Annotated in this window: 18 protein-coding genes, 1 tRNA gene and 1 pseudogene; 7 read left to right on the forward strand and 13 right to left on the reverse strand. The window is 60.0% G+C overall.

Annotated elements, in window-relative coordinates:
• Positions 1-50 precede the first annotated feature (50 nt).
• Together ACSQ9D_RS10715 and ACSQ9D_RS10720 are read right to left on the reverse strand one after the other, a co-directional pair.
• Positions 51-1,277, reverse strand: coding sequence for an adenylate/guanylate cyclase domain-containing protein (locus ACSQ9D_RS10715; RefSeq protein WP_436282223.1), 1,227 nt, complete (start codon positions 1,275-1,277; stop codon positions 51-53).
• Between the two features lie 121 nt (positions 1,278-1,398).
• The gene (locus ACSQ9D_RS10720) at positions 1,399-2,163 is read right to left on the reverse strand and encodes a TIM barrel protein (RefSeq protein WP_436282224.1); all 765 of its coding nucleotides are present in this window, start codon (positions 2,161-2,163) and stop codon (positions 1,399-1,401) included.
• Positions 2,164-2,381: 218 nt separating this feature from the next.
• Here ACSQ9D_RS10720 and ACSQ9D_RS10725 point away from each other — a divergent pair, with 218 nt between their 5' ends.
• On the forward strand, positions 2,382-3,323 hold the full coding sequence (locus ACSQ9D_RS10725; RefSeq protein WP_436282225.1) for a lytic transglycosylase domain-containing protein: 942 nt from the start codon (positions 2,382-2,384) through the stop codon (positions 3,321-3,323).
• A gap of 540 nt (positions 3,324-3,863) precedes the next feature.
• Here the strand turns inward: ACSQ9D_RS10725 and ACSQ9D_RS10730 are convergent.
• The 3 genes from ACSQ9D_RS10730 to ACSQ9D_RS10740 all read right to left on the reverse strand — a co-directional run bounded on the left by ACSQ9D_RS10730 (position 3,864) and on the right by ACSQ9D_RS10740 (position 6,726).
• Positions 3,864-4,385 (reverse strand): DUF992 domain-containing protein, encoded by a 522-nt coding sequence (locus tag ACSQ9D_RS10730; protein ID WP_436282226.1) that lies wholly within the window; start codon positions 4,383-4,385, stop codon positions 3,864-3,866.
• A 196-nt stretch (positions 4,386-4,581) separates the two neighbouring features.
• Positions 4,582-5,511 carry a sugar ABC transporter substrate-binding protein gene (locus ACSQ9D_RS10735; protein WP_436282227.1) on the reverse strand — a complete coding sequence of 310 codons (930 nt, stop codon included), beginning with the start codon at positions 5,509-5,511 and terminating at the stop codon, positions 4,582-4,584.
• Between the two features lie 180 nt (positions 5,512-5,691).
• The gene (locus tag ACSQ9D_RS10740; protein ID WP_436282228.1) at positions 5,692-6,726 is read right to left on the reverse strand and encodes a sterol desaturase family protein; all 1,035 of its coding nucleotides are present in this window, start codon (positions 6,724-6,726) and stop codon (positions 5,692-5,694) included.
• A 141-nt stretch (positions 6,727-6,867) separates the two neighbouring features.
• On the opposite strand from ACSQ9D_RS10740, the gene ACSQ9D_RS10745 reads away from it, so the two are divergent.
• The 6 genes from ACSQ9D_RS10745 (at position 6,868) to ACSQ9D_RS10770 (ending at position 13,055) form a co-directional block, all read left to right on the forward strand.
• A complete protein-coding gene (locus tag ACSQ9D_RS10745; protein WP_436282229.1) occupies positions 6,868-7,875 on the forward strand; it encodes a LacI family DNA-binding transcriptional regulator in 1,008 nt (335 codons plus the stop codon).
• Between the two features lie 96 nt (positions 7,876-7,971).
• Positions 7,972-8,802, forward strand: a complete 831-nt coding sequence (locus ACSQ9D_RS10750; protein ID WP_436282230.1) for a sugar phosphate isomerase/epimerase family protein — start codon at positions 7,972-7,974, stop codon at positions 8,800-8,802.
• Positions 8,803-8,839: 37 nt separating this feature from the next.
• Positions 8,840-9,967, forward strand: coding sequence for an S-(hydroxymethyl)glutathione dehydrogenase/class III alcohol dehydrogenase (locus ACSQ9D_RS10755; RefSeq protein ID WP_436282231.1), 1,128 nt, complete (start codon positions 8,840-8,842; stop codon positions 9,965-9,967).
• 492 nt (positions 9,968-10,459) lie between these two features.
• Positions 10,460-10,774, forward strand: coding sequence for a MocE family 2Fe-2S type ferredoxin (locus ACSQ9D_RS10760; protein WP_436282232.1), 315 nt, complete (start codon positions 10,460-10,462; stop codon positions 10,772-10,774).
• A 6-nt stretch (positions 10,775-10,780) separates the two neighbouring features.
• The gene (locus tag ACSQ9D_RS10765; protein ID WP_436282233.1) at positions 10,781-12,004 is read left to right on the forward strand and encodes an NAD(P)/FAD-dependent oxidoreductase; all 1,224 of its coding nucleotides are present in this window, start codon (positions 10,781-10,783) and stop codon (positions 12,002-12,004) included.
• Between the two features lie 43 nt (positions 12,005-12,047).
• The gene (locus ACSQ9D_RS10770) at positions 12,048-13,055 is read left to right on the forward strand and encodes a Gfo/Idh/MocA family oxidoreductase (protein WP_436282234.1); all 1,008 of its coding nucleotides are present in this window, start codon (positions 12,048-12,050) and stop codon (positions 13,053-13,055) included.
• A gap of 51 nt (positions 13,056-13,106) precedes the next feature.
• On the opposite strand, the gene ACSQ9D_RS10775 is transcribed toward ACSQ9D_RS10770, so the two are convergent.
• The 8 genes and pseudogenes from ACSQ9D_RS10775 to ACSQ9D_RS10810 all read right to left on the reverse strand — a co-directional run bounded on the left by ACSQ9D_RS10775 (position 13,107) and on the right by ACSQ9D_RS10810 (position 18,305).
• A complete protein-coding gene (locus ACSQ9D_RS10775; protein ID WP_436282235.1) occupies positions 13,107-13,373 on the reverse strand; it encodes a hypothetical protein in 267 nt (88 codons plus the stop codon).
• Between the two features lie 246 nt (positions 13,374-13,619).
• Positions 13,620-13,853, reverse strand: a complete 234-nt coding sequence (locus ACSQ9D_RS10780; RefSeq protein WP_024319057.1) for a hypothetical protein — start codon at positions 13,851-13,853, stop codon at positions 13,620-13,622.
• Between the two features lie 198 nt (positions 13,854-14,051).
• Complete coding sequence (locus ACSQ9D_RS10785; protein ID WP_436283814.1) at positions 14,052-14,657, reverse strand: BA14K family protein; 606 nt, start codon at positions 14,655-14,657, stop codon at positions 14,052-14,054.
• Between the two features lie 194 nt (positions 14,658-14,851).
• A pseudogene (locus ACSQ9D_RS10790) lies at positions 14,852-15,042 on the reverse strand (DUF1236 domain-containing protein); the annotation flags it as partial.
• Positions 15,043-15,274: 232 nt separating this feature from the next.
• Positions 15,275-15,350: transfer RNA gene (locus tag ACSQ9D_RS10795), tRNA-Lys, on the reverse strand.
• Positions 15,351-15,474: 124 nt separating this feature from the next.
• Positions 15,475-16,386: a PhzF family phenazine biosynthesis protein gene (locus tag ACSQ9D_RS10800; RefSeq protein ID WP_436282236.1), complete on the reverse strand. Its 912-nt coding sequence runs from the start codon at positions 16,384-16,386 to the stop codon at positions 15,475-15,477.
• A 66-nt stretch (positions 16,387-16,452) separates the two neighbouring features.
• Positions 16,453-17,199, reverse strand: a complete 747-nt coding sequence (locus ACSQ9D_RS10805; protein ID WP_436282237.1) for an NUDIX hydrolase — start codon at positions 17,197-17,199, stop codon at positions 16,453-16,455.
• Positions 17,196-18,305: an endonuclease/exonuclease/phosphatase family protein gene (locus tag ACSQ9D_RS10810; protein WP_037120098.1), complete on the reverse strand. Its 1,110-nt coding sequence runs from the start codon at positions 18,303-18,305 to the stop codon at positions 17,196-17,198. The genes ACSQ9D_RS10805 and ACSQ9D_RS10810 overlap by 4 nt, the downstream gene beginning before the upstream one ends.
• Between the last annotated feature and the right edge of the window lie 504 nt (positions 18,306-18,809).

Consider the following 18,809-nt stretch of genomic DNA (forward strand, 5'->3'; position numbering starts at 1 on the left):
GCTACGCGTTTAGAAACCCTGCCCGCGCTTTGTCGGTATACCTGCAGCTCTCAGGATTGCTTGAAGGCAAAGACATCGACGGGCTCGCCCAATCCCCGAAGGGGGAATGAGCCGAGGCTTTCCATGCCTTCCTTGCAAGACGCCATCTCGACGAACGCCCTGGAGAAGAGCACCGGACGCTTGATTTCCTTCGTCAGGCTTTCCAGGCGCGAGGCCACATTGACCGCAGGCCCGATCACCGTGAAATCGAGCCGCCGTCGCGAGCCGATGTTCCCATACATGACGTCGCCGACATGTACGCCAATACCGTAGCGCAGCACCTCGCGACCATCGCGCCCGTTCTGCTCGTTCAGGGTGGCGACAGCGCCCTCTGCCTCCTTGATCGCCACCAGCAGGTTCCTGCAGGCCATCGGATCGGCCAGCGGGAAGATCGCCAACATGCCGTCGCCCATGAACTTGAGGATCTCGCCGCCATGTTTCTCGATCGGCTCCGACATCGCGTCGAAATAGCCGTTCAGCAGGTCGATCACGTCGTCGCGCGGCCACTGATCCGAGATTGTCGTGAAATCGCGCAGGTCACAGATCAGGATCGCCGCACCGACGGTCGCACCGCTGCCGCGTGTCGTTGCCCCGGCAAGGATCTGTCCGCTGGCATGGGGACCAACGTAGGTTTCCAACAAAGTCCGCGCCAGAATGTTCTTGATGCGAATCTCGGTGACAAGCGTCAAGGCAGGAAGAACGTCTTTGAGGAAGGCGATATGTTCTTCTGCGAAGCCGCCGGACCGATCGCTGGAGAAGGTCGCAATGTGCCGCTTGCCAAGCGTGTGTTCCATTGGCCAGGCAATATACTCCGTGAGCCCGTCACGTATCAGTTCGTCATAGAACTGATGGTGGCCGTCGCCGTCGCGCATCGTCTCGAGGTTTTTGCGGACCTCGGTCGCGCCGCTGAAAATCTCGTTCACCGGGCTGTTGCGGAACTGCGCTGTGTTCTCGACACCATAGCCAAATGTATCAATCTTGGCCTCTCCCAACCCGGTTTTCCAGAGAATGCGAGCACCGAGCCATTGCGGATGGAGCGTTCTGAAATGCAACGATGCCCGCGCGACAGGCACGCCCTCGTCACGCAGTCGCTGGCACATCTGCACGAATATGTTGTCGATGAAGCGCTCGTCACGCGTTTCATTGACCAGCCAATCGATAATCTTTCGCCGACGCGAGGGCCACACACCTTCGCTTTGGTCCATGAAATACAAAGGTACGTCCGAAAGGGATTGCATGGCTACGCTCCACAAACACAGTCGCCTCCCGATTGAGGGAGGACATTCCTCATCCACTAGATGGTGCACGACGCGTCAGATTGAAATGGCTGAGACCATCCAAGTATGAATCACGCTGCTCTTAACCGAGCATACGCCGGGTCTCTGCAATTGTCGCCGCGCTCGCCGCCAACGGCCGATATTCCAGCCCGATCGCACCATGGTATCCATGTTCGACGAGCCAATCGACGCGCCGTTTAAGGTCGATATCGCCGCTGCCCGGCTCGTTCCGTCCCGGATGATCGGCGATATGGACGTGGAAAACCCGGTCGATGTCCCCGCCAATCACCTCGGCCGTGGCCTCGCCCATCACGGCGGAATGATAGACATCGTAGACGATGCCGATCTCCGGACGCCCCGTCGCCTTTACGATCTCGATGCCTTCAACCGTTGAATGAAGGAAATAGCCAACATGGTCGATCAACGTGTTGAGTGGCTCGAGACCAAGGCGGACCCCGCTGCCCTCGAGAATCTCGCCAGCGGCGGTCAGGGTTTCGATCAGCGCCTCCTTCTGCTCTTCACGAGACTTGCCGGGAAGGTCATCGCCCGCCTGCGCAATCAATGTGTGCGCACCGAGGCGTCTGGCCGTTTCCATGGAACTTTTCAGGCCTTTCAGGAACGCGTCCCGATTGGCACGATCGGTGAGGGCAATCATCGGTTCCGCAACAAAACCACTGAGTTCCATGCCGGTTTCCGTCAGCGCCCATTCAATGCTGCCGATATCCTTGTTCGTCCACTTCCAGAATTCGACGGCCTCCGCGCCATGCGTGTGCGCAAGCCGGATCCTGTCCGCAAAATTGTCGGCTTCGGCTGCGAACAGCCATTCGATGCAAGCGGAAAGTCTCATGGCGGCCTCGCTGAATCGGGAGCTCTTTTGCCGACAATAGTCGAGCGGTGGCAACAGGCATATGGCAAAAGCCTTCTATGCCCCGTTTCTGTCTTGACGTCATATTCAGCGTTGCTAACGTGCAGATGCGTATTAACCTCCCAACTCCGCCCGTCATCATTGACGGGCGTATCTTTTCCGGCTCGGCACAGAAGACCAGGAATTGCGACAGAGAGACGATGGCTGCAGTGGGCGTATCGTTTAGCAAAGCAGGCTTCGTTGCTCTTGTTGCCGGCTTTCTGTCGGCGCATCCCGAGATGGCGGTTTCCCAGCCGCCCGCCGCGACATCGCATCGCGCCTGCGTCTATTCGCTCGCGGTACCGAACTCCGGCGAGCGCCTTTGCATCACACGCGAAACATATGGCCGCGATCTCTGCGTCGCGATCGATCACTTCGCGCGGGAAAACGACCTACCGCCGGAGTATTTCGCCCGCCTGATCTGGCGGGAAAGCGGCTTCCGGGCGGGCGCCATCAGTCCCAAGGGCGCGCAGGGTATTGCACAATTCATGCCCGATACGGCCAGGCTGCGCGGGTTGAGGGATAGTTTCGATGTCCTCGAATCCCTCAAGGAATCAGCACGATATCTCGACGAGCTGCGGACACGCTTTGGCAATCTCGGCCTTGCCGCCGCAGCCTACAATGCCGGCGAGCAGGGACTGGCGGTCTATCTCGATACAGGTCTCCTGCCCTTCGAGACGCGCAGCTACGTCCTTGCCATAACCTCGAGTACGATCGAGCAATGGAAGAACGATCCTCCGGGCGATGCCGCGCAGTTTCTGAACCCGGATAAGCCCTTCGTCGATAGCTGCATCGAACTTGCCAGCAAACGCCGGCTGACCGAAACCGCCTCGGTTCAACAGGGCACGTGGGCACCCTGGGGCGCGCAGCTTGCAGCGCATAGCAACGATGCAGCGGCCCTTCGCCTGTTTTCGGCGGTCGCGCGTCAGCTTCCGACGCCACTTGCGAGCGAAGAGCCGGTCGTCGTACGCGTCCGCGATCGCAGCTTCGGCTTCAGGCCGCGCTATGCGGCCCGTATCGGCAGGCAGACCCGCGCGGAAGCCGACAGGGTCTGCGTGACCGTCCGCGCCGCCGGAGCGGCCTGCACCGTTTTCAGAAACTGAGGCACGGGTTGCGAACATGTCGATGGACGGCAACGACAGGCCGCTTTTCTCGTACGACGATGAACCTTGGCGCGAGTTTTGCGTTTCTCTTGCGGGAGGAACGAGCCATGCACAGCACGCCAAACAGACAGATCAGAAATCCGGGACCGCGAGGTCGGAGTGTCGCCAATCAAGGCAGACGAAACGGCGCCGATACTGCAGAAGAGCGCAAGCTGCACAAACTCCAGGGACGCCATGCCCCTGAACACGAGATTCAGCCCAATTCCATCGCTAGGCCGCCGAAACTTCGATAGCGGCGGCCAACCAAGCGCACAACAAAGGATCAGTCCGTCAGGAAGTCCGGAGCGGTCTGCCGATAGGTCAACTTGAGTGTTCCATCAGGCTGGACGACGGCATGGGCTCAAGCGGCGGCGCAGTCGTGTTGCAGCCGGCAAGCACCATTGTAGCGAGTATTGCGGCAGATCTCACGGTTCCCTACCCAAAAAAGCTGGCCGCATAAGAATGCGGCCAGACCCATACACGATTGCCGGCTAGATACCCTTAGCCCTGCGGCGTCAACGTCATGGACGTTCCGGTTGCAGCAACGTTGAGGCCGAGCTGGCCGGTCACGCTCAGCGTCTGCAAGTGGACCGAGCCGCTGGTGCCGCCAACCAGGATGTTGGCACCGACACCGGCGACGAGCGTCGCTTCAGCCGATGCGCCTTGATAGAGGCCACCCAGCGAACCGTGATGGTATCCCGTGGTCGGTGCAAACACCGCCCACACAATCCGGCCGCGCGTGGTAAACCCGACATCTACGCCCAACTTACGGATCGCACCTATGTACCGATCCTGCGCCTCGCTGCCCGAGGTCGGGCTAAACACGCAATCGACCGATTTTGCCGAACCGAGGACGTAACCGACACCGCCACCGATATCGCAAGTCAGGATCCCGATCTTGACACCGTCACGCAGGTCGGCCTCGGGCGCTTGGTAGGTGGTCACCAAATCGGCCGCGATAACACTCGAGGCCAGGGCTTGCACCAGGGATGCGGCAGCAACAACGGTTGCGATCTTCTTCATCATTTTCTCCTTGTATTGGCGGGAGATAGATAGCGTATCGCTGCGGTTTACCAATGCCGTTGATGCATGGCTGCCCTCCGTATCTTGCAGGATGACGCTGTCTGAAAACAATTCGTGCCGCCTGCCGAAGCAACGGATCACGGCGAAGCCCAAGGCGCCGCCGTGATCCGTGAGCCCGATCGTGAGGCGACCCGAGCTAGTTGAGGTTTTCGAACTGAGCCATGTTCTGCTGGGTAACGAGCTGGAACGGGATCCAGACCTCGCGATCCAGTTTCTCGCCCCTCGCCGCCTTGAGCGCTGCGTCAATCGATCCCTTGCCCTGCCCTTTCGCGTCCTGGAACACGGTGATCTTGAGGTCTCCAGCCTTCATTGCCTGCAGGGCCTCGGGCGTGGCGTCGATGCCGGCGACGAGGATCTTGTCGGTCGATGCACCTGAATTCTTGAGTGCGGCAATCGCGCCCAGCGCCATTTCGTCGTTGTTCGCGATGACTGCATCGAATTCCAAACCCGACGTTAGCCAATTCGAGACCAGGTCGGCACCGTTGACTCGGCTCCAGCTTCCGACTTGCTCCTGAACCACGTTGAGGCCGCTGCATTCGGGCGCCTTGACGACGTCGTGCACATCCCGCGTCCGCTGACGGGCGGCCTGACTGGTCAGATCACCGATCATGATAACGACATTTCCCTTGCCACCGAGCATCCGACAGACTTCCTTGGTCTGCAGCGTCCCGGATTCGATTTCGTTGGAGCCGACAAAGGCCTGCTGTTTGCCGAGTGTCGACAGATCGGTTGGCTGCACGTTCACGTAGATGAGCGGAATGCCGGCCTCTTCGGCAACCTTGCTGAGCGCGGGCGTGCCATCGGAATCGACGGGGTCGACGATGATCGCCGACACGCCGCTGGTCGCAAAGTTGCGGACCTGATCGAGCTGCTTGTTGACGTCAGTCGTCGCATCCTCGATCTGCAATTCCACGCCGATCGATTTGGCATAGGCGTCCATGCCGTTGACGATCAGCGTCTGGAAGTTGTTCGACAGCGTTCCCATTGAAACGCCAATGCGTTCAGCGGCATGAGCTTGAGTTGCAAGCACCAGTGCGAGCGCGCTGGCGCTCAAGATTTTAAGCATGTTCTCCTCCCAGAGATGGTGCGGCACCCGATGTCCGCAGCAAGACGGTAGCCGCGCCCAAACCCCTCGTCCGCGAAAATAATGATGAAAAAACCTCATCTTGGGAGCCGCGCCGGTCCTCCGGCCAGCAAAAAGCCCGACCTGTAGCCGGGCTTTTTGCTCAGGAGCAGGATCGACCTTTCAACTTGCCTGCTGCTGTCCGCGCGCCTTCTTTTCCTGGCGCCGTCGTGCCTGTTCCATAAACCGCTTGTCCATCCGCTCCTGCGCCTCGGCCGAGCCGTCGTGGAAAGTACCGAACCACTTGTCGAGCGGGATCACGCCGTCGGCATAGTTGCACTCGAAGTATTTGTGATGGAGGTAGTGGTCGTAAGCGTGGGTGTCGATCGCGCTGTCCTCGCCAAAGACGATCTTGTCGAAGCCGGCATGTCCGGGGGCCGGAGCAAGGCCGGCATGCGAAAGATGAAAGATCGCATGGACGGGGTTCGACGGCACGACCCAGTGGATTAGCACACCGGAGAAATAAAGCAGGTGTTCGACAGGATGCATTGCCAGGCCGGACCAGGGGCCGGGATTGACATTGTTGTGATGCAGCTTGTGGATGGCATGGTAGAGCGGCGGCCAGTGGATCAGACGATGCACCAGGTAGAAATGCAGGTCCCGAAACGTCGGGATCAAAAGCATGACGATGGCACAGTAGACCGGATGGTCCGCGAACGAGACATAGGGAATGATACCGTTGGCGAAAGCCCAGAGCGTCAGCACTTCGAAAGCCGTCCAGATCGGCACGGCGCTGGCGAAAGTCCAGATGACGTTGTCGATGGTTTGATTTCCGAACAGAAACGCGTCGTTGCCGACCGACGGCCATTTCGCGTTGTATTTGAAGCTCGTTCCCTGCTTGCGTTGCATGTAAAGCCGCAGGTGGAACGCCCCGAAGAAGACCAGCACGAGGGCGGCGTTGCGGATCAGAAGGTAGGCGATCCAGCCGACCGAAAAGCTCTTCATCGTCTCGAGCGGCGGCGTCGCATACAGCCAGAGCAATGTCCCGATGACCGCATAGAGCACGTTCCAGGGCATCAGATATCCCGGATAGCCAAAGACCCACTTTAAAAATCGGATCGGCTGCACCGGCCACACAAATACCGGCGGGTAGGAAAGCAGTTTGAACGGCGCCCAGTCGCCACGCTTGTTGCGCTTGCCGTAAAGTGTATCGTCCATTGCCACTCCTCCGTATCGAATATTCCTAAAAATACCGAAGTAGCTCATGTCGGCCCACACATTGCTTGAGGTGTTTTCCTCATTTTGCAGCTGTGCTCATATGCTGCCGCTGACCGATAGTTCGACGGGAGGAGGCCAAGCATGTCCAAAGTCACTTTGAAGGATGTCGCCCGAGAGGCGAAGCTCGGATTAGCAACCGTCGAACGTGTCATCAATGGCCGAGGCGGGGTTACGGAAAAGACCATCGAAAAGGTCATTCGTGCGGCCAAGAAGCTGGAGTACGGGACGCGCCAGTCGCATTTCAACCGCGGCGCAATCCGCATAGAGGTCATCCTGGTCCGCCCCGAAACGAGCTTCTTTGCACGGCTGAACCAAGCCTTCGAACGGATCGCCGCATCGCTGGACAAGAACGTCATACTGCACCGGACCTTCGTCAAGGAAAGCGATCCTGTCGGGATGGCTCGCCACGTTGCCAATCCGGCTTTCCGGCGTTCCGGACTGATCATCTGTGCGCCTGATGACACAAGGGTCAGCGCCAGTCTCCGCAAGGTGAGCGCCGCCGGCGTGGAAGTGGTTCAAATCGTTGCCTGTTGCGATCCTGATATTCCGTTCGTCGGAATTGACGACTACGCCGCCGGTCGCTGTGCGGCCTATTACATGACCGGCATGCTCGGCGCGCGACATGGCAGACTGGTTGCGCTCTGTCACAGCGGAGCCTACGCAAACCATCGCCAGCGCATCAAAGGATTTTCCGACTATATCGCCGAGAAAGGTTCTACGGAGCATTCCTTCACGCTGGTAATGTTTGGTCATGATGACGATCTTCAATCGGCCGAACTGTTGAGCGAGGCGCTTCGCCGCAACCAAGATATTATCGGTGTCTATTCGGCAGGCGGCGGCGACGAAGGCGTGGCCATCGTCTTGCAACAATGGTCAAAGCAGAACGATGTCTTCTGGGTCGGCCACGAGCTGACGGACAAGAAGAAGCGCCATCTGCAATCCGGCCTCATGGATATATGCATCGACCAGACGCCTGAAGTTCAGGCGCGCCGTTCCGTCGACATGATCCTGCATAAGCTCGACATTGTCAGCACCGAGATCATCACCGATCCCGTGCGCTTCATGACGATCAACGCCCAGAACGTCTAACCGCCATCGCGTTTGATCAGAACACCTCAAGGAACACACTCGCCAAGACCGCAATTTCGTGCTGTCTAGCCCCCAACTGAACCTGTCGAGGCGCCGATGCAGTCCCTGTCCGTCTTCCAGTCTCTCTGGGCAATGGAGCGCCGCAGCGCCATCCAGCCGGAACTCTCGCTCGAGGAGAGCATCGAGCGGATCGCAGAGGCCGGCTTCGATGGGGTGAGCGCCCACTGGTACGACCGGGACTACACTTGTCGCTTGCACTCGCTGCTGAAGCCGCATGGACTGAAGGCCGAGGGCCAATGCTTCCCGAAGAGCGTGGACGATCTCAAGCCGGTGCTGGAGAACGCTGCCGAATACGATGTTGCCCACATATGTCTGCAACCCGACGTCCGGCTTCGCCGCATCGAGGACTGTCTTCCTTTGCTCGAGGGCTGGCAGCGACTGAGTGAAGAGGCAAAGATTCCGGTCTATATCGAGACGCATCGGGACCGCATGACGACTGACCTCTTCTTCACGCTCGATCTCTTGGATCAACGTCCCGGTCTCCGGCTCCTCGGCGATCTGTCACACTTTCTTGTCGGGCGCGAATTCGCATGGCCCGTATCGGCCGAGGACCATGGCATGATCCAGCGCATCCTCGACAGCTCATGGTCCTTCCACGGACGCGTCGCCTCGCGCGAACAGGTGCAGATAGAAATCTCGTTCCCTCACCATCAGCCCTGGGTCGATCTTTTCACGGACTGGTGGGAGTATGGCTTTCGGAGCTGGCGCCGCCGGGCCGGCCCCGATGATACACTCGCCTTTACCTGTGAACTCGGCCCAAAGCCCTACGCCATCACCGGCCGTGACGGCGAAGACACCACCGACCGGTGGGAGGAGGCACTGCTGCTGAAGGAGCGGGTGACAGAACTCTGGGCACGCACCGCGTGACAATTGACCGTAAGTAACGATTCTCGGAGGAATACAGATGGACGTTCGCGCCGCCGTTGCCGTACAGGCTGGCAAACCGCTCGAAGTGATGACCGTGCAGCTGGAGGGACCGCGGGCCGGCGAAGTGCTGGTCGAGGTCAAGGCGACGGGCATCTGCCACACCGACGACTTCACGCTGTCTGGCGCCGATCCGGAAGGTCTGTTTCCGGCGATCCTCGGCCATGAGGGCGCCGGCATCGTCGTCGATGTCGGTCCCGGCGTCACCTCGGTGAAGAAGGGCGACCATGTCATTCCGCTCTATACGCCGGAATGCCGTGAATGCCCCTCCTGCCTGTCGCGCAAGACCAATCTGTGCACCGCGATCCGCGCCACCCAGGGCCAGGGCCTGATGCCGGATGGCACCTCGCGCTTCTCGATCGGCAAGGACAAGATCCACCACTATATGGGCTGCTCGACCTTCGCCAACTACACGGTGCTGCCGGAGATTGCCGTTGCCAAGATCAATCCCGACGCTCCCTTCGACAAGATCTGCTACATCGGCTGCGGCGTCACCACCGGCATCGGCGCGGTGATCAACACTGCCAAGGTCGAGATCGGCGCGACCGCCATCGTCTTCGGTCTCGGCGGCATCGGCCTCAACGTCATCCAGGGACTTCGCCTTGCCGGCGCCGACATGATCATCGGCGTCGATCTGAACAACGACAAGAAGGCCTGGGGCGAGCGCTTCGGCATGACGCATTTCGTCAATCCGAAGGAGGTCGGCGACGACATCGTTCCCTATCTCGTCAACATGACGAAGCGCGGTGCTGACCAGATCGGCGGTGCCGACTACACCTTCGACTGCACCGGCAACACCCGCGTGATGCGCCAGGCACTGGAAGCTTCGCATCGCGGCTGGGGCAAGTCGGTCGTCATCGGCGTTGCCGGTGCCGGCCAGGAGATCTCCACCCGGCCGTTCCAGCTGGTCACAGGCCGCAGCTGGATGGGCACGGCCTTCGGCGGCGCCCGCGGCCGCACCGACGTGCCCAAGATCGTCGACTGGTACATGCAGGGCAAGATCGAGATCGATCCGATGATCACCCACACGATGCCGCTCGAAGACATCAACAAAGGCTTCGAGCTGATGCATTCCGGCGAAAGCATCCGAAGCGTGGTACTTTATTGAGGATGGACCTGGGTTCGGCATCGTTTGTACAAGGCTGACCTCACCCAACAAGACCCATGCATACCCGGCAAGAACGCGCCGGCAGCAAGGGCGCGCCTGCGATAACAGGCACGGTCCTCATTCGTGGGGCGTGCCGTTTGTCTGGTGACAATATCCGGCCGCTGTCGCTCCCGCGGCGACGGCTGCGCGCGACGTCCCCTGGATTATCGGCTGCAGGCTGGCCCGCCATGACAGAGGACGTTTTTTCATCACGAGCCGATCCCTTTCCGCGCTCGTCCTGAAGCCGCCCTCCGAGGCCCCGCGGCGGTCCAATCTCTCGGGCGTTCTATCGAGCCCGCTCAGATGCTCACCACTGACAGCTTTGCGGATTGCCTTCAGGATATGTACCGAGGCACGCCGCCAGCGTCTGAGGTTTTTTGATCATTTTTTCTGCCGCGCCGACCTGCGTTTTGGCCTAGCCTCAATCAAGCAATAAAAGCTTGAGAGGATCGGATGAGCGCGTGGATTAAGGCCTGTGGGGTCGATGACATCGACAATGAGGACGTGATCCGTTTCGATCACGAAGGCAAGACCTTCGCCATATACCGGAGCCCCGATGACAGCTTCTACGCGACCGATGGGATGTGCTCCCACGAAAAGGTTCATCTCGCCGACGGGTTGGTGATGGAGAACATCATCGAGTGTCCAAAGCACAACGGCAGGTTTGACTACCGCACCGGCGAGGCACGCGGAGCACCCGTGTGCGTCAATCTCAGGACCTACCGAACGAAGGTGGAAGACGGCAGCGTCTATCTTGGCTTGGAGTGACGCGCGATGGAGGAGTTTGTCATCGTCGGAGGGGGCCAGTGTGGCGCCAGAGCAGCGCTCGCACTGCGCGACCAGGGATTTGATGGTCGCGTCACCTTGATCGGAGAGGAACGGCACCTTCCCTACGAGCGTCCGCCCTTGTCGAAAGAGCATCTGATGTCTTCGGCGGGTATCGAGCCTCCCTTCATCGTCAGCAGGACCGTCCTCGCAGAGCGATCGATCGCGATGCTGACCGGCGATGCGGCTGTCGGACTGGACCGTGAAAGCCACTCCGTGCAATTGGCGAGCGAACGTCGCGTTTCCTATGACAAATTGCTGCTCGCGACAGGTTCGTCCCCTCGACGGCTCTCCTCCGTGGAAGGCATGGACCATGTTTTCTATTTGCGCACGCATGACGACGCGCAGCGCCTGTCGCAACGTCTTGTCGCCGGAGGGCACCTGGCGATCATCGGCGCCGGCTTCATTGGTTTGGAGCTGGCGGCAGCGGCCGGGAAAAGGGGCCTCGAGGTCACGGTCATCGAAGCGCTGCCGCGCATCCTGATGCGGGCGGTACCGGAGGAAATCGCAGCCAGCGTTCATGCGCTCCACGAGACCCATGGCGTACGCATCCTTTGCGGTACAAGCGTCGGACAAGTCGCAGCGCATGCGGCGGGCGTCACCCTCTCCCTGAACGGCGGCGAAATTCTCGACGCGACGACCCTGGTCGTCGGGATCGGCGCCGAACCCCGCTGCGAACTCGCACGTCAGGCGGGGCTCTCGATCGAGAACGGCATTGCCGTCAACGCCGCACTGCAAACCAACGATCCGGCAATCTTCGCCGCCGGGGATTGCTGCTCATTTCCCTACGAAGGCAAGAGGATCCGTCTGGAAGCATGGCGCAACGCGCAGGATCAGGCTGCGCACGCGTCCGCCAATATGCTGGGCGCGAGAAAGCCCTACGAGATCGTTCCCTGGTTCTGGTCGGACCAATACCATTTCTCGCTGCAAATCGCCGGCTTAGCCAATGAAACGACGAGCACGATCATTCGGCAGATCGACGAGGAGACGGTGATCCTGTTCCATCTCGCCGACGATCATCGGCTGCTGGCGGCGAGCGGTTGGGGACGCGGCAATCGGATTGCCCGGGACATCAAGATTGCCGAGATGTTGATCACACAGCGTGCCAAACCCGCGCCAGACGCGCTATCATCGCCTGCAGTGAGCTTGAAATCTCTCCTGTCGCGGTCATAGACTTGCCGGGAGGCAGGGTGGCGATTTTCGCATGGGAGGGTCAATGAAAGAAATCAAGATCGGTATCATCGGAACCGGCGTTATGGGTGCCGATCACGCGGCTATTCTTGCCGAGGGCGTTGCGAATGCCAGGCTGGCTGCGGTTCAGGATTTCGATCGCAGTCGAGCCGAAACGATTGCCGCATCCCTTGGTGTACGGGCCGTCGCGGACGCGGACACGCTGATCGGCGATCCCGACATCGATGCCGTGATGGTCTGCTCACCGGACGGCACTCATGCGTCGCTAGCGTTGAAGGTAATTGCCGCCCGAAAGCCCGTCCTCGTCGAAAAACCGCTGGCAGGAAGCCTGGAGGATGCAGAGGCAATCGTTCGAGCCGAAGTCGCAGCTGGCCGCCGTCTCGTGCAGGTTGGCTTCATGCGGCGTTTCGATGCAGGCTACAGGGAGATGAAACAGGCGCTCGCCTCCGGCGAACTCGGGCGACCGCTGTTCTTGCACTGTGTTCACCGAAACGCCGTCGGGCCGGACTACCTCACATCCGAATTGGTGATCGCCAATTCCGCTGGCCACGAGTTCGACATCGCGCGGTACCTTCTTGACGAGGAGATCACCTCGGCGATCGTCGCCAGCCCTCCGGCAACTCGAAACGCCCCGAACAGGCAGCCGCAGTTCATTCTGCTGCAGACCGGATCCGGGGTGGTGGTCGACATCGAGGTCTTCACCGACGCGCAGTACGGATACGACGTGCGGGCTGAACTTGTCTGCGAGGATGGAACCGTCGCTCTCGACCCAAGCCCGGCGACGACGCTGCGCGCCAAAGGCCACGACGGATTTCGAACGCCTTCCGATTGGCGGCCGCGGTTCCGGCAGGCCTATCGTGCGCAGTTGGAAGCCTGGACGGCAGGCATTCTCACACAGACACCATCAGGCTCAAGTGCATGGGACGGCTATATGGCGATGTTGGTGACAAAGGCCTGCCTTCAGGCCTGGAAGACGGGCACCCGCGCAGCCGTTGAAATCCCCGAAAAGCCGTCCCTGTATCGGTATGGCTAGCACGCCTTTCCGTCCTGAGCGCCGGTAGCCAACTGATTTCTCCGCGGTTCTCTATCGGCAAACCGTTCTGTACCTGGTGATGTAGTGATTATGGCTTCGATGCTGGTAAGGCACCCTCCAGCACACGTCGCGGTAGGCGTAGCGCGGGCGGTCATAGTCACGGTACCTTGGGCCGTATCGGTAATAGCGCGGTGGTGGCGGATCGTCATAGTACCTCGAGCCGCCGGAACCGAACTCGAAATAAACACCTTGCGCGTCAGCAGGAGCACTCATCAGTAGTGCTGCGAGGCCGGCCACTGCGATAATCAACCGTTTCATGGTCAGTCTCCTTTCTCTGGAGATTCAACGCACCAGGCCCGTGTATAGTTCACGCGTTTGGGGTCCTATAGGACCTAAGTCCTACCAGTGAGGCCCCTCCCGATGGAAAAACCGCAGAAGAAAAAGCCCCGTCGTTGTGTTGTCGGGGCTCGATATCGTGACATCTCAAAACAACGTGCCTAAGGCGACACGACCTGGATAAAAACGCCGCTGAGTTCGCTTCTGTTCCCGACGGTTGTTCGTTGTCTACGCAGGTCGATGTGTGAGCCCGCGCGCCACGTCGATCAACGCGCGCAACTGCTTCTCGTCCTGGACACCCTGGCGATAAAACTCGATGATGATTGAGGCAATCCGCTCGGACTCGTCCGAGGAGGCTTCGATCCCCTGTTCGTTGCGGATGTGATCAAGCACGCGGTGGCAGACCGACAGATCCTTGGAATGCAACGGTTCGTCGCGACGGCTGTAGCGCTTTTGCGACATGGTGGATCCTCCCTCCTTCGGATGCAGAAAGGAGCCCCGCAGGACGCGGGGCAAATGACAGGGACATTTGGAAAGGCCAAGGCGCAGTGTGCAAATCGCCTTGGAACTGTGTCTAGAACGCGGTTACAGGCTGTTGGTTCCCATAGTGCAGCGTCTCCCTGCAGGAAATATCCCTCGCTCAGGCTCCACGGAACAGTCTCATCGGCTAGCACTCTCGGCACTCGTGTCCCCGGGAAATGGCGAGATACATTCGCGCCGCGGACCGCTATGTGGCTGGAATGTATTATCGTCCACCCGATAGGACGCATAACGCGCAGAACACCACGCGACGTGGCCCGCGCTCCCACTCACCGACCCCGTGACCATGGATGGAGCGGCGAATGGAGACACGCAGGTGCGGACTTGGCCGCTGTAGGAGCGATAGGTGTCACTGGCCGGATCGTAGGACCGGTACCTAGACACGCACCAGTCTCCGTGCTCATGCCGTAGCGACGCCTCGGCGGCATCTGACGATACGCCATCGGACGCGGAATTGGCCGCAAGGTTCGCCCTGGGCTCGGGCGCTGTCGGTGTAATGGGATAGGCTGCCGAGACAAGGGGCGCGACCCGCTCGAATTTCTGGCCCCTGGGATCCACGGGCTTGGGAACCGAGGTCCAAAGGTCCGGTGCATCCAGGTTTGCAAAGTGCTGCCCTTCAGGCATGGCGAGAACGTAGGTAGCGGCCGCGGCTCCGATGAAACAGGCCCCAACCACCGTGACAGCACCGAACAGCATCGTCGCAATCGTTTTCAATGCAGCCTCCATGCGCTGATCGCTACTCTCAACGCCCCGACTCACAAGGCCTCTCAACAGAACTCGTCGCGATGCATTGTGGCGAGGAGCGCCCCGATCTGCCCACACGACCGCGATCAGCCAGAAACCCGCTTCGACGAACTTTGTTCCTCATCCGCATCGTTCCGATTATAGCCCGGCAGCGAAACGCTGCCGGGCTGCGCCATCTAGGCGGTGACGATGTAGACGCTCGTGAATGCATTCGGATCGACAATGACGATCCGTCCATCCGGATGAAAAAGCGGTAGGCGTTGTATTGCGGCACGATCTCGATGATGCGCGGCGGCAACGGCTCCGGATGGACATGGTGCGGGATGCTGGTGCCCACAGCGACCCCGAACCTCACCTCCTTGACGGGCTACGGACCTCAGTCCGAGAGGGAAGCCGACTTTGGTCCGATCGCCGCCTTAGCGGCTCAGACGAACCTCGTATCCCAAAACTGGCCGTGGAAAGGCGGAGCCGGTATGCGATGCTTGCCGCTCGCTGCTGGTAGCAGGAAGATGTTGAAACCTTTTGTCATCAAAGCGCGTATAAGCATTTCATCCGCCTAGTTAGCGGATCAGCGTATACCGTTGTTTTCTTGTGAAGAATGGTGGGTGATGTAGGGCTCGAACCTACGACCCGCTGATTAAGAGTCAGCTGCTCTACCAACTGAGCTAATCACCCGTAACCGCCGTGTTGCGCGGTGTGAGGGGGCGTATAAACAGGATCGTTCGGCTTGTCTAGCGCCTGCCTGAAAATTCTTTGGTTAAATGCGAAGATTTTTGCGCATGGCTGAAATGCAATGAAATCAAAGGTCCAGTGTTCCGCTTGCGATACGCACCGCCTGCCCGCCAATCCGGGCATTCGCGATCGCTCCGCCTTCGACATCCATATGCAGGTGGATGAAGGACGGTCTGCCCATTTCCACGCCCTGCTCGATCATCACCCCGTGGTGCCCGTCCGTCAGGCGGTCGAAATGGTGAATGGCACCGGATAGCGCGGCCACTGCCGCCCCGGTGGCCGGGTCTTCAACGATCCCCATGCCGCTCGCAAACATCCGCGCGTGGAACTTTGCGACATGGTTCACTCCGCCCCGACAATAGATGTAGGCCGAGGCAAGTGCGCCGTCGACGAAGGGAACGGTCGTTTCCCAAAGTTGCGGGTCGAAATCCATGCGCTGCGAGGCGCCAACGTCGTGAACAGGAATCATGAGGAACGGCACCCCCGCACTCCAAAGCGACGGCACGTGATTTTCGAAGCCGATCTCCGTTGTCTTCAGCGACAACGCATTGGCAATTCCAAGCTTGTCGAGCGGCATGGTGATTTGCTGCGACTTCCGCGGCAGGTCGAACTCGGCAAAGCTAGCCTCACCCTCCCGCAGCCGAACGGCACAACGCACCGGCCCGACATTTTCCTCCAGCACCGAAACGAGATCGATGGTTGAGTTGCCATGCGCCCGCTCGGCCAGAGCGATCGCCGTTCCGACTGTCGGGTGTCCTGCAAAGGGCAACTCGCGACCGGGGGTGAAGATGCGGATTTTCGCGGTGTAGGCGGGGTTGCCCGAGGGCTGAACGAAGACCGTTTCCGACAGGTTCGTTTCCTTGGCGATCGCCTGCATCGCGTCATCGCGCAAGTCGTCACCATCGAAGACGACGGCAAGCGGGTTTCCGGCGAGCTTGCGGTCGGTGAACACGTCGTAGACGCTGTAGCTGCGCGCCACATCGGCCTCCCCTGTCTCGGTCCTCGTTTCGCCAACCTGCCCGACCGGAAGACCGAGCGCAAGGCGTTAAGCGCGCTGCTTCTCTCCGAAGTACCAGTCGATGACAGGGAGCATCGCAATATTGTACGGGTAAGCCTTGGGATCGGCCGACCGAATCGCAATTGCGCCGGCAATCTCCTTGTCATCGGCAACCAGCATGTGTGCGTGGATCCTCTCAATCATCTCTTCGGCGGTCAGGCCGAAGCGGAAGAGACGCAGCACCGTTACGGTGCGCCTGACGTGGCTCGCATAGTACCGATCGCCCGCCTGGGCATCGTTGAGGTCAAGCCCCGTCTCCTCCATCACCTCGCGACACATGTTGCCTTCGACGTCGCAGCGGTCGCCGGAAACGTCCTCGGGCTCCAGCGAGCCGGCGGCGAAATACACCTGGCCGGGATTGGCTGTATGGCTCCCCATGCGGATCGCCACCAACGCGCCGTCGGATGTCTCCAGAACGGGATAGGCAAACAGATGGATGCCACCCTGCCGGCTCGCCTGACGGCGCCACCACATAAATGTCGAAAACGGTATGACGTGGCCTTCGCCGGCGATACCGCTGTCGGTCAGCGCCAGCCGCCTCTGAAAGATCATCCGGCCATCGAACAGCGCCGGGTTCGCGGCAGTTTCCCTTTCCCAATTTTCCCGGATCGCCTCGCCCTGCGCAAGATAGAAGGGATGGTCTCCCGACAGGACGCGGAGGTCCAGGCCAGCAATCGGGAATACGGTCTGCTCGGGCGGCCAGCCGGCGAAATCTTCTGAAAAATGAACGTTCATATCAGATCCAACGTCATGACAACGGGGCAATGGTCGGAGGCTTTCGGTCGATCCCAGCCCGTGCGGGGATAACGCTCGACCTCCTGACCAGGTGGGAAGACCGTCCGGTAAGGCTGTCCATGCCGAACGATCTCGGGTATGCGGCTGGCGTTCGTCCTAGCAAGTGCGGCGGAGAGCCAGATGTAATCGAGCTGACACAGCCATTGTTCTTCGGGTCCGCGGGCATGGTAGAGCGTCCAGCGATCGAGTGGATCGCGGCGGCGGACGACGTTCTCCATAAAGCCGTCATGGCTGAAGACATCGAGTGCGCTGACACTCTCGTCCCGATGCTCGAAACGGAATCCGGTGCGGCGGCGACCGATGACATCGACACGCTCCTGATAGTCGTTCATATCGCCGCAGATGACGAACCGCTTGTCTTCGATGCGACCGCCGAATCGATCCTCGATGATGCGGCGCACCGCCAACGCTTCTGCCCGCCGCACCGGCATCGTGCCGAGCCTGCTGTCGACGCCTTCCGTGCGCGCTCCGTCCATCGATTTGAAATGGACGACATAGAGCGATAGCGCGACACCACCAATCAGTAGATCGAACTCCAGGCAGTCGCGCTTGAAGATCTTGTCGTCGATGCGGTTGGTAAGCGCCAATTGATCGTTGAAAAGCCCGAGATCGCGATAGGTGAGCATGGCATGGCTCTTGATCTGCTTGAGCTCGATCCTCTGGCCGTCACGCGTCTCTTCCCGCATCAGAACAGCGACGTCGATGCCGCGACTGTCATTACCTTCGACGAGATATTTCTGCCGGTAGCCGTTGCCGACCATCCGGAACAGATAGCCATACTCGAAGGCCTGCAGCGCCTCCATATTATCGACCTCCTGCAGGCACAGAATGTCTGCATCGGCGTCCGCGATCGCCAGGGCCGTCATCTGCCGCGTATCGTCCGTCGAGGAAATCACCCGCGCCTGTTCGAGCTGCTGGTAGACGCCTTCGCTACGCACCTCGAAAAGCTTGATCACGCGGTCCTGCCGCAGCTGGTTGCGGAAGCCCGTGAAGTCGAAGCGCGTCATGAGATTTTCGACGTTGAAAGTAGCAAGGCGAAGCGACATCGAGCATTTCCAATTGACGTTGCGCCATTAGCAGTGGCGTCTGTAACGGGCCTTGAGTCAATCCCTTATGAGCTTAATCCCTCGCCGAGTGCTTGCTTGTGTCCGCAGTCGGCGCTGGGCAGCTGCTCTATGGGGTCTGCCGAGGCCGGTTGGCCAATCTAGGGACGCGCAGTCACCTGAGTGCTGCTTCCACCACTGCGGCCTAACTATCCATCGTCCCGGCGAAGGGACTTTGCTCGGAGGGCTGATGGCAGTGCCCCCGAAGCCGATCGCGCCAAGATTCGTGTGAATGGCGATCGCAGCTCGTTCGGTCTTGAACATCGGGGCCTCACAATAAGTGCGTTAAGTTACGGCCACTCATTCTGCAAAAAGGTCGGCCGTCGTGCACCCATGGGATCTCCGTGATGCTATGGAGCAGGCTCCTCCTGACTCCGCGACACCATCATTGTGAGGGATGACCACCAGACCTTCAAACCTGGCTGGCAGGGCTCCGCCCGTTACACC

The sequence above is a fragment of the Rhizobium sp. LjRoot258 genome, from assembly GCF_964254185.1.
In the GTDB taxonomy this organism is placed as follows: Bacteria; Pseudomonadota; Alphaproteobacteria; order Rhizobiales; family Rhizobiaceae; genus Rhizobium.

Bases quoted from the DNA above. Each gene is read 5' to 3' on its own strand.
- ACSQ9D_RS10780 (WP_024319057.1), bottom strand. From the start codon at position 13,853: ATGTCGCAAAAGCGCTACAGCCGTCGCGACGAACCGTTGCATTCCAAG.
- ACSQ9D_RS10750 (WP_436282230.1), top strand. From the start codon at position 7,972: ATGCAGTCCCTGTCCGTCTTCCAGTCTCTCTGGGCAATGGAGCGCCGC.
- ACSQ9D_RS10755 (WP_436282231.1), top strand. From the start codon at position 8,840: ATGGACGTTCGCGCCGCCGTTGCCGTACAGGCTGGCAAACCGCTCGAA.
- ACSQ9D_RS10810 (WP_037120098.1), bottom strand. From the start codon at position 18,305: ATGTCGCTTCGCCTTGCTACTTTCAACGTCGAAAATCTCATGACGCGC.
- ACSQ9D_RS10775 (WP_436282235.1), bottom strand. From the start codon at position 13,373: ATGAAACGGTTGATTATCGCAGTGGCCGGCCTCGCAGCACTACTGATG.
- ACSQ9D_RS10765 (WP_436282233.1), top strand. From the start codon at position 10,781: ATGGAGGAGTTTGTCATCGTCGGAGGGGGCCAGTGTGGCGCCAGAGCA.
- ACSQ9D_RS10735 (WP_436282227.1), bottom strand. From the start codon at position 5,511: ATGCTTAAAATCTTGAGCGCCAGCGCGCTCGCACTGGTGCTTGCAACT.
- ACSQ9D_RS10720 (WP_436282224.1), bottom strand. From the start codon at position 2,163: ATGAGACTTTCCGCTTGCATCGAATGGCTGTTCGCAGCCGAAGCCGAC.
- ACSQ9D_RS10725 (WP_436282225.1), top strand. From the start codon at position 2,382: ATGGCTGCAGTGGGCGTATCGTTTAGCAAAGCAGGCTTCGTTGCTCTT.
- ACSQ9D_RS10715 (WP_436282223.1), bottom strand. From the start codon at position 1,277: ATGCAATCCCTTTCGGACGTACCTTTGTATTTCATGGACCAAAGCGAA.
- ACSQ9D_RS10730 (WP_436282226.1), bottom strand. From the start codon at position 4,385: ATGAAGAAGATCGCAACCGTTGTTGCTGCCGCATCCCTGGTGCAAGCC.
- ACSQ9D_RS10770 (WP_436282234.1), top strand. From the start codon at position 12,048: ATGAAAGAAATCAAGATCGGTATCATCGGAACCGGCGTTATGGGTGCC.
- ACSQ9D_RS10805 (WP_436282237.1), bottom strand. From the start codon at position 17,199: ATGAACGTTCATTTTTCAGAAGATTTCGCCGGCTGGCCGCCCGAGCAG.
- ACSQ9D_RS10760 (WP_436282232.1), top strand. From the start codon at position 10,460: ATGAGCGCGTGGATTAAGGCCTGTGGGGTCGATGACATCGACAATGAG.
- ACSQ9D_RS10745 (WP_436282229.1), top strand. From the start codon at position 6,868: ATGTCCAAAGTCACTTTGAAGGATGTCGCCCGAGAGGCGAAGCTCGGA.
- ACSQ9D_RS10785 (WP_436283814.1), bottom strand. From the start codon at position 14,657: ATGGAGGCTGCATTGAAAACGATTGCGACGATGCTGTTCGGTGCTGTC.
- ACSQ9D_RS10740 (WP_436282228.1), bottom strand. From the start codon at position 6,726: ATGGACGATACACTTTACGGCAAGCGCAACAAGCGTGGCGACTGGGCG.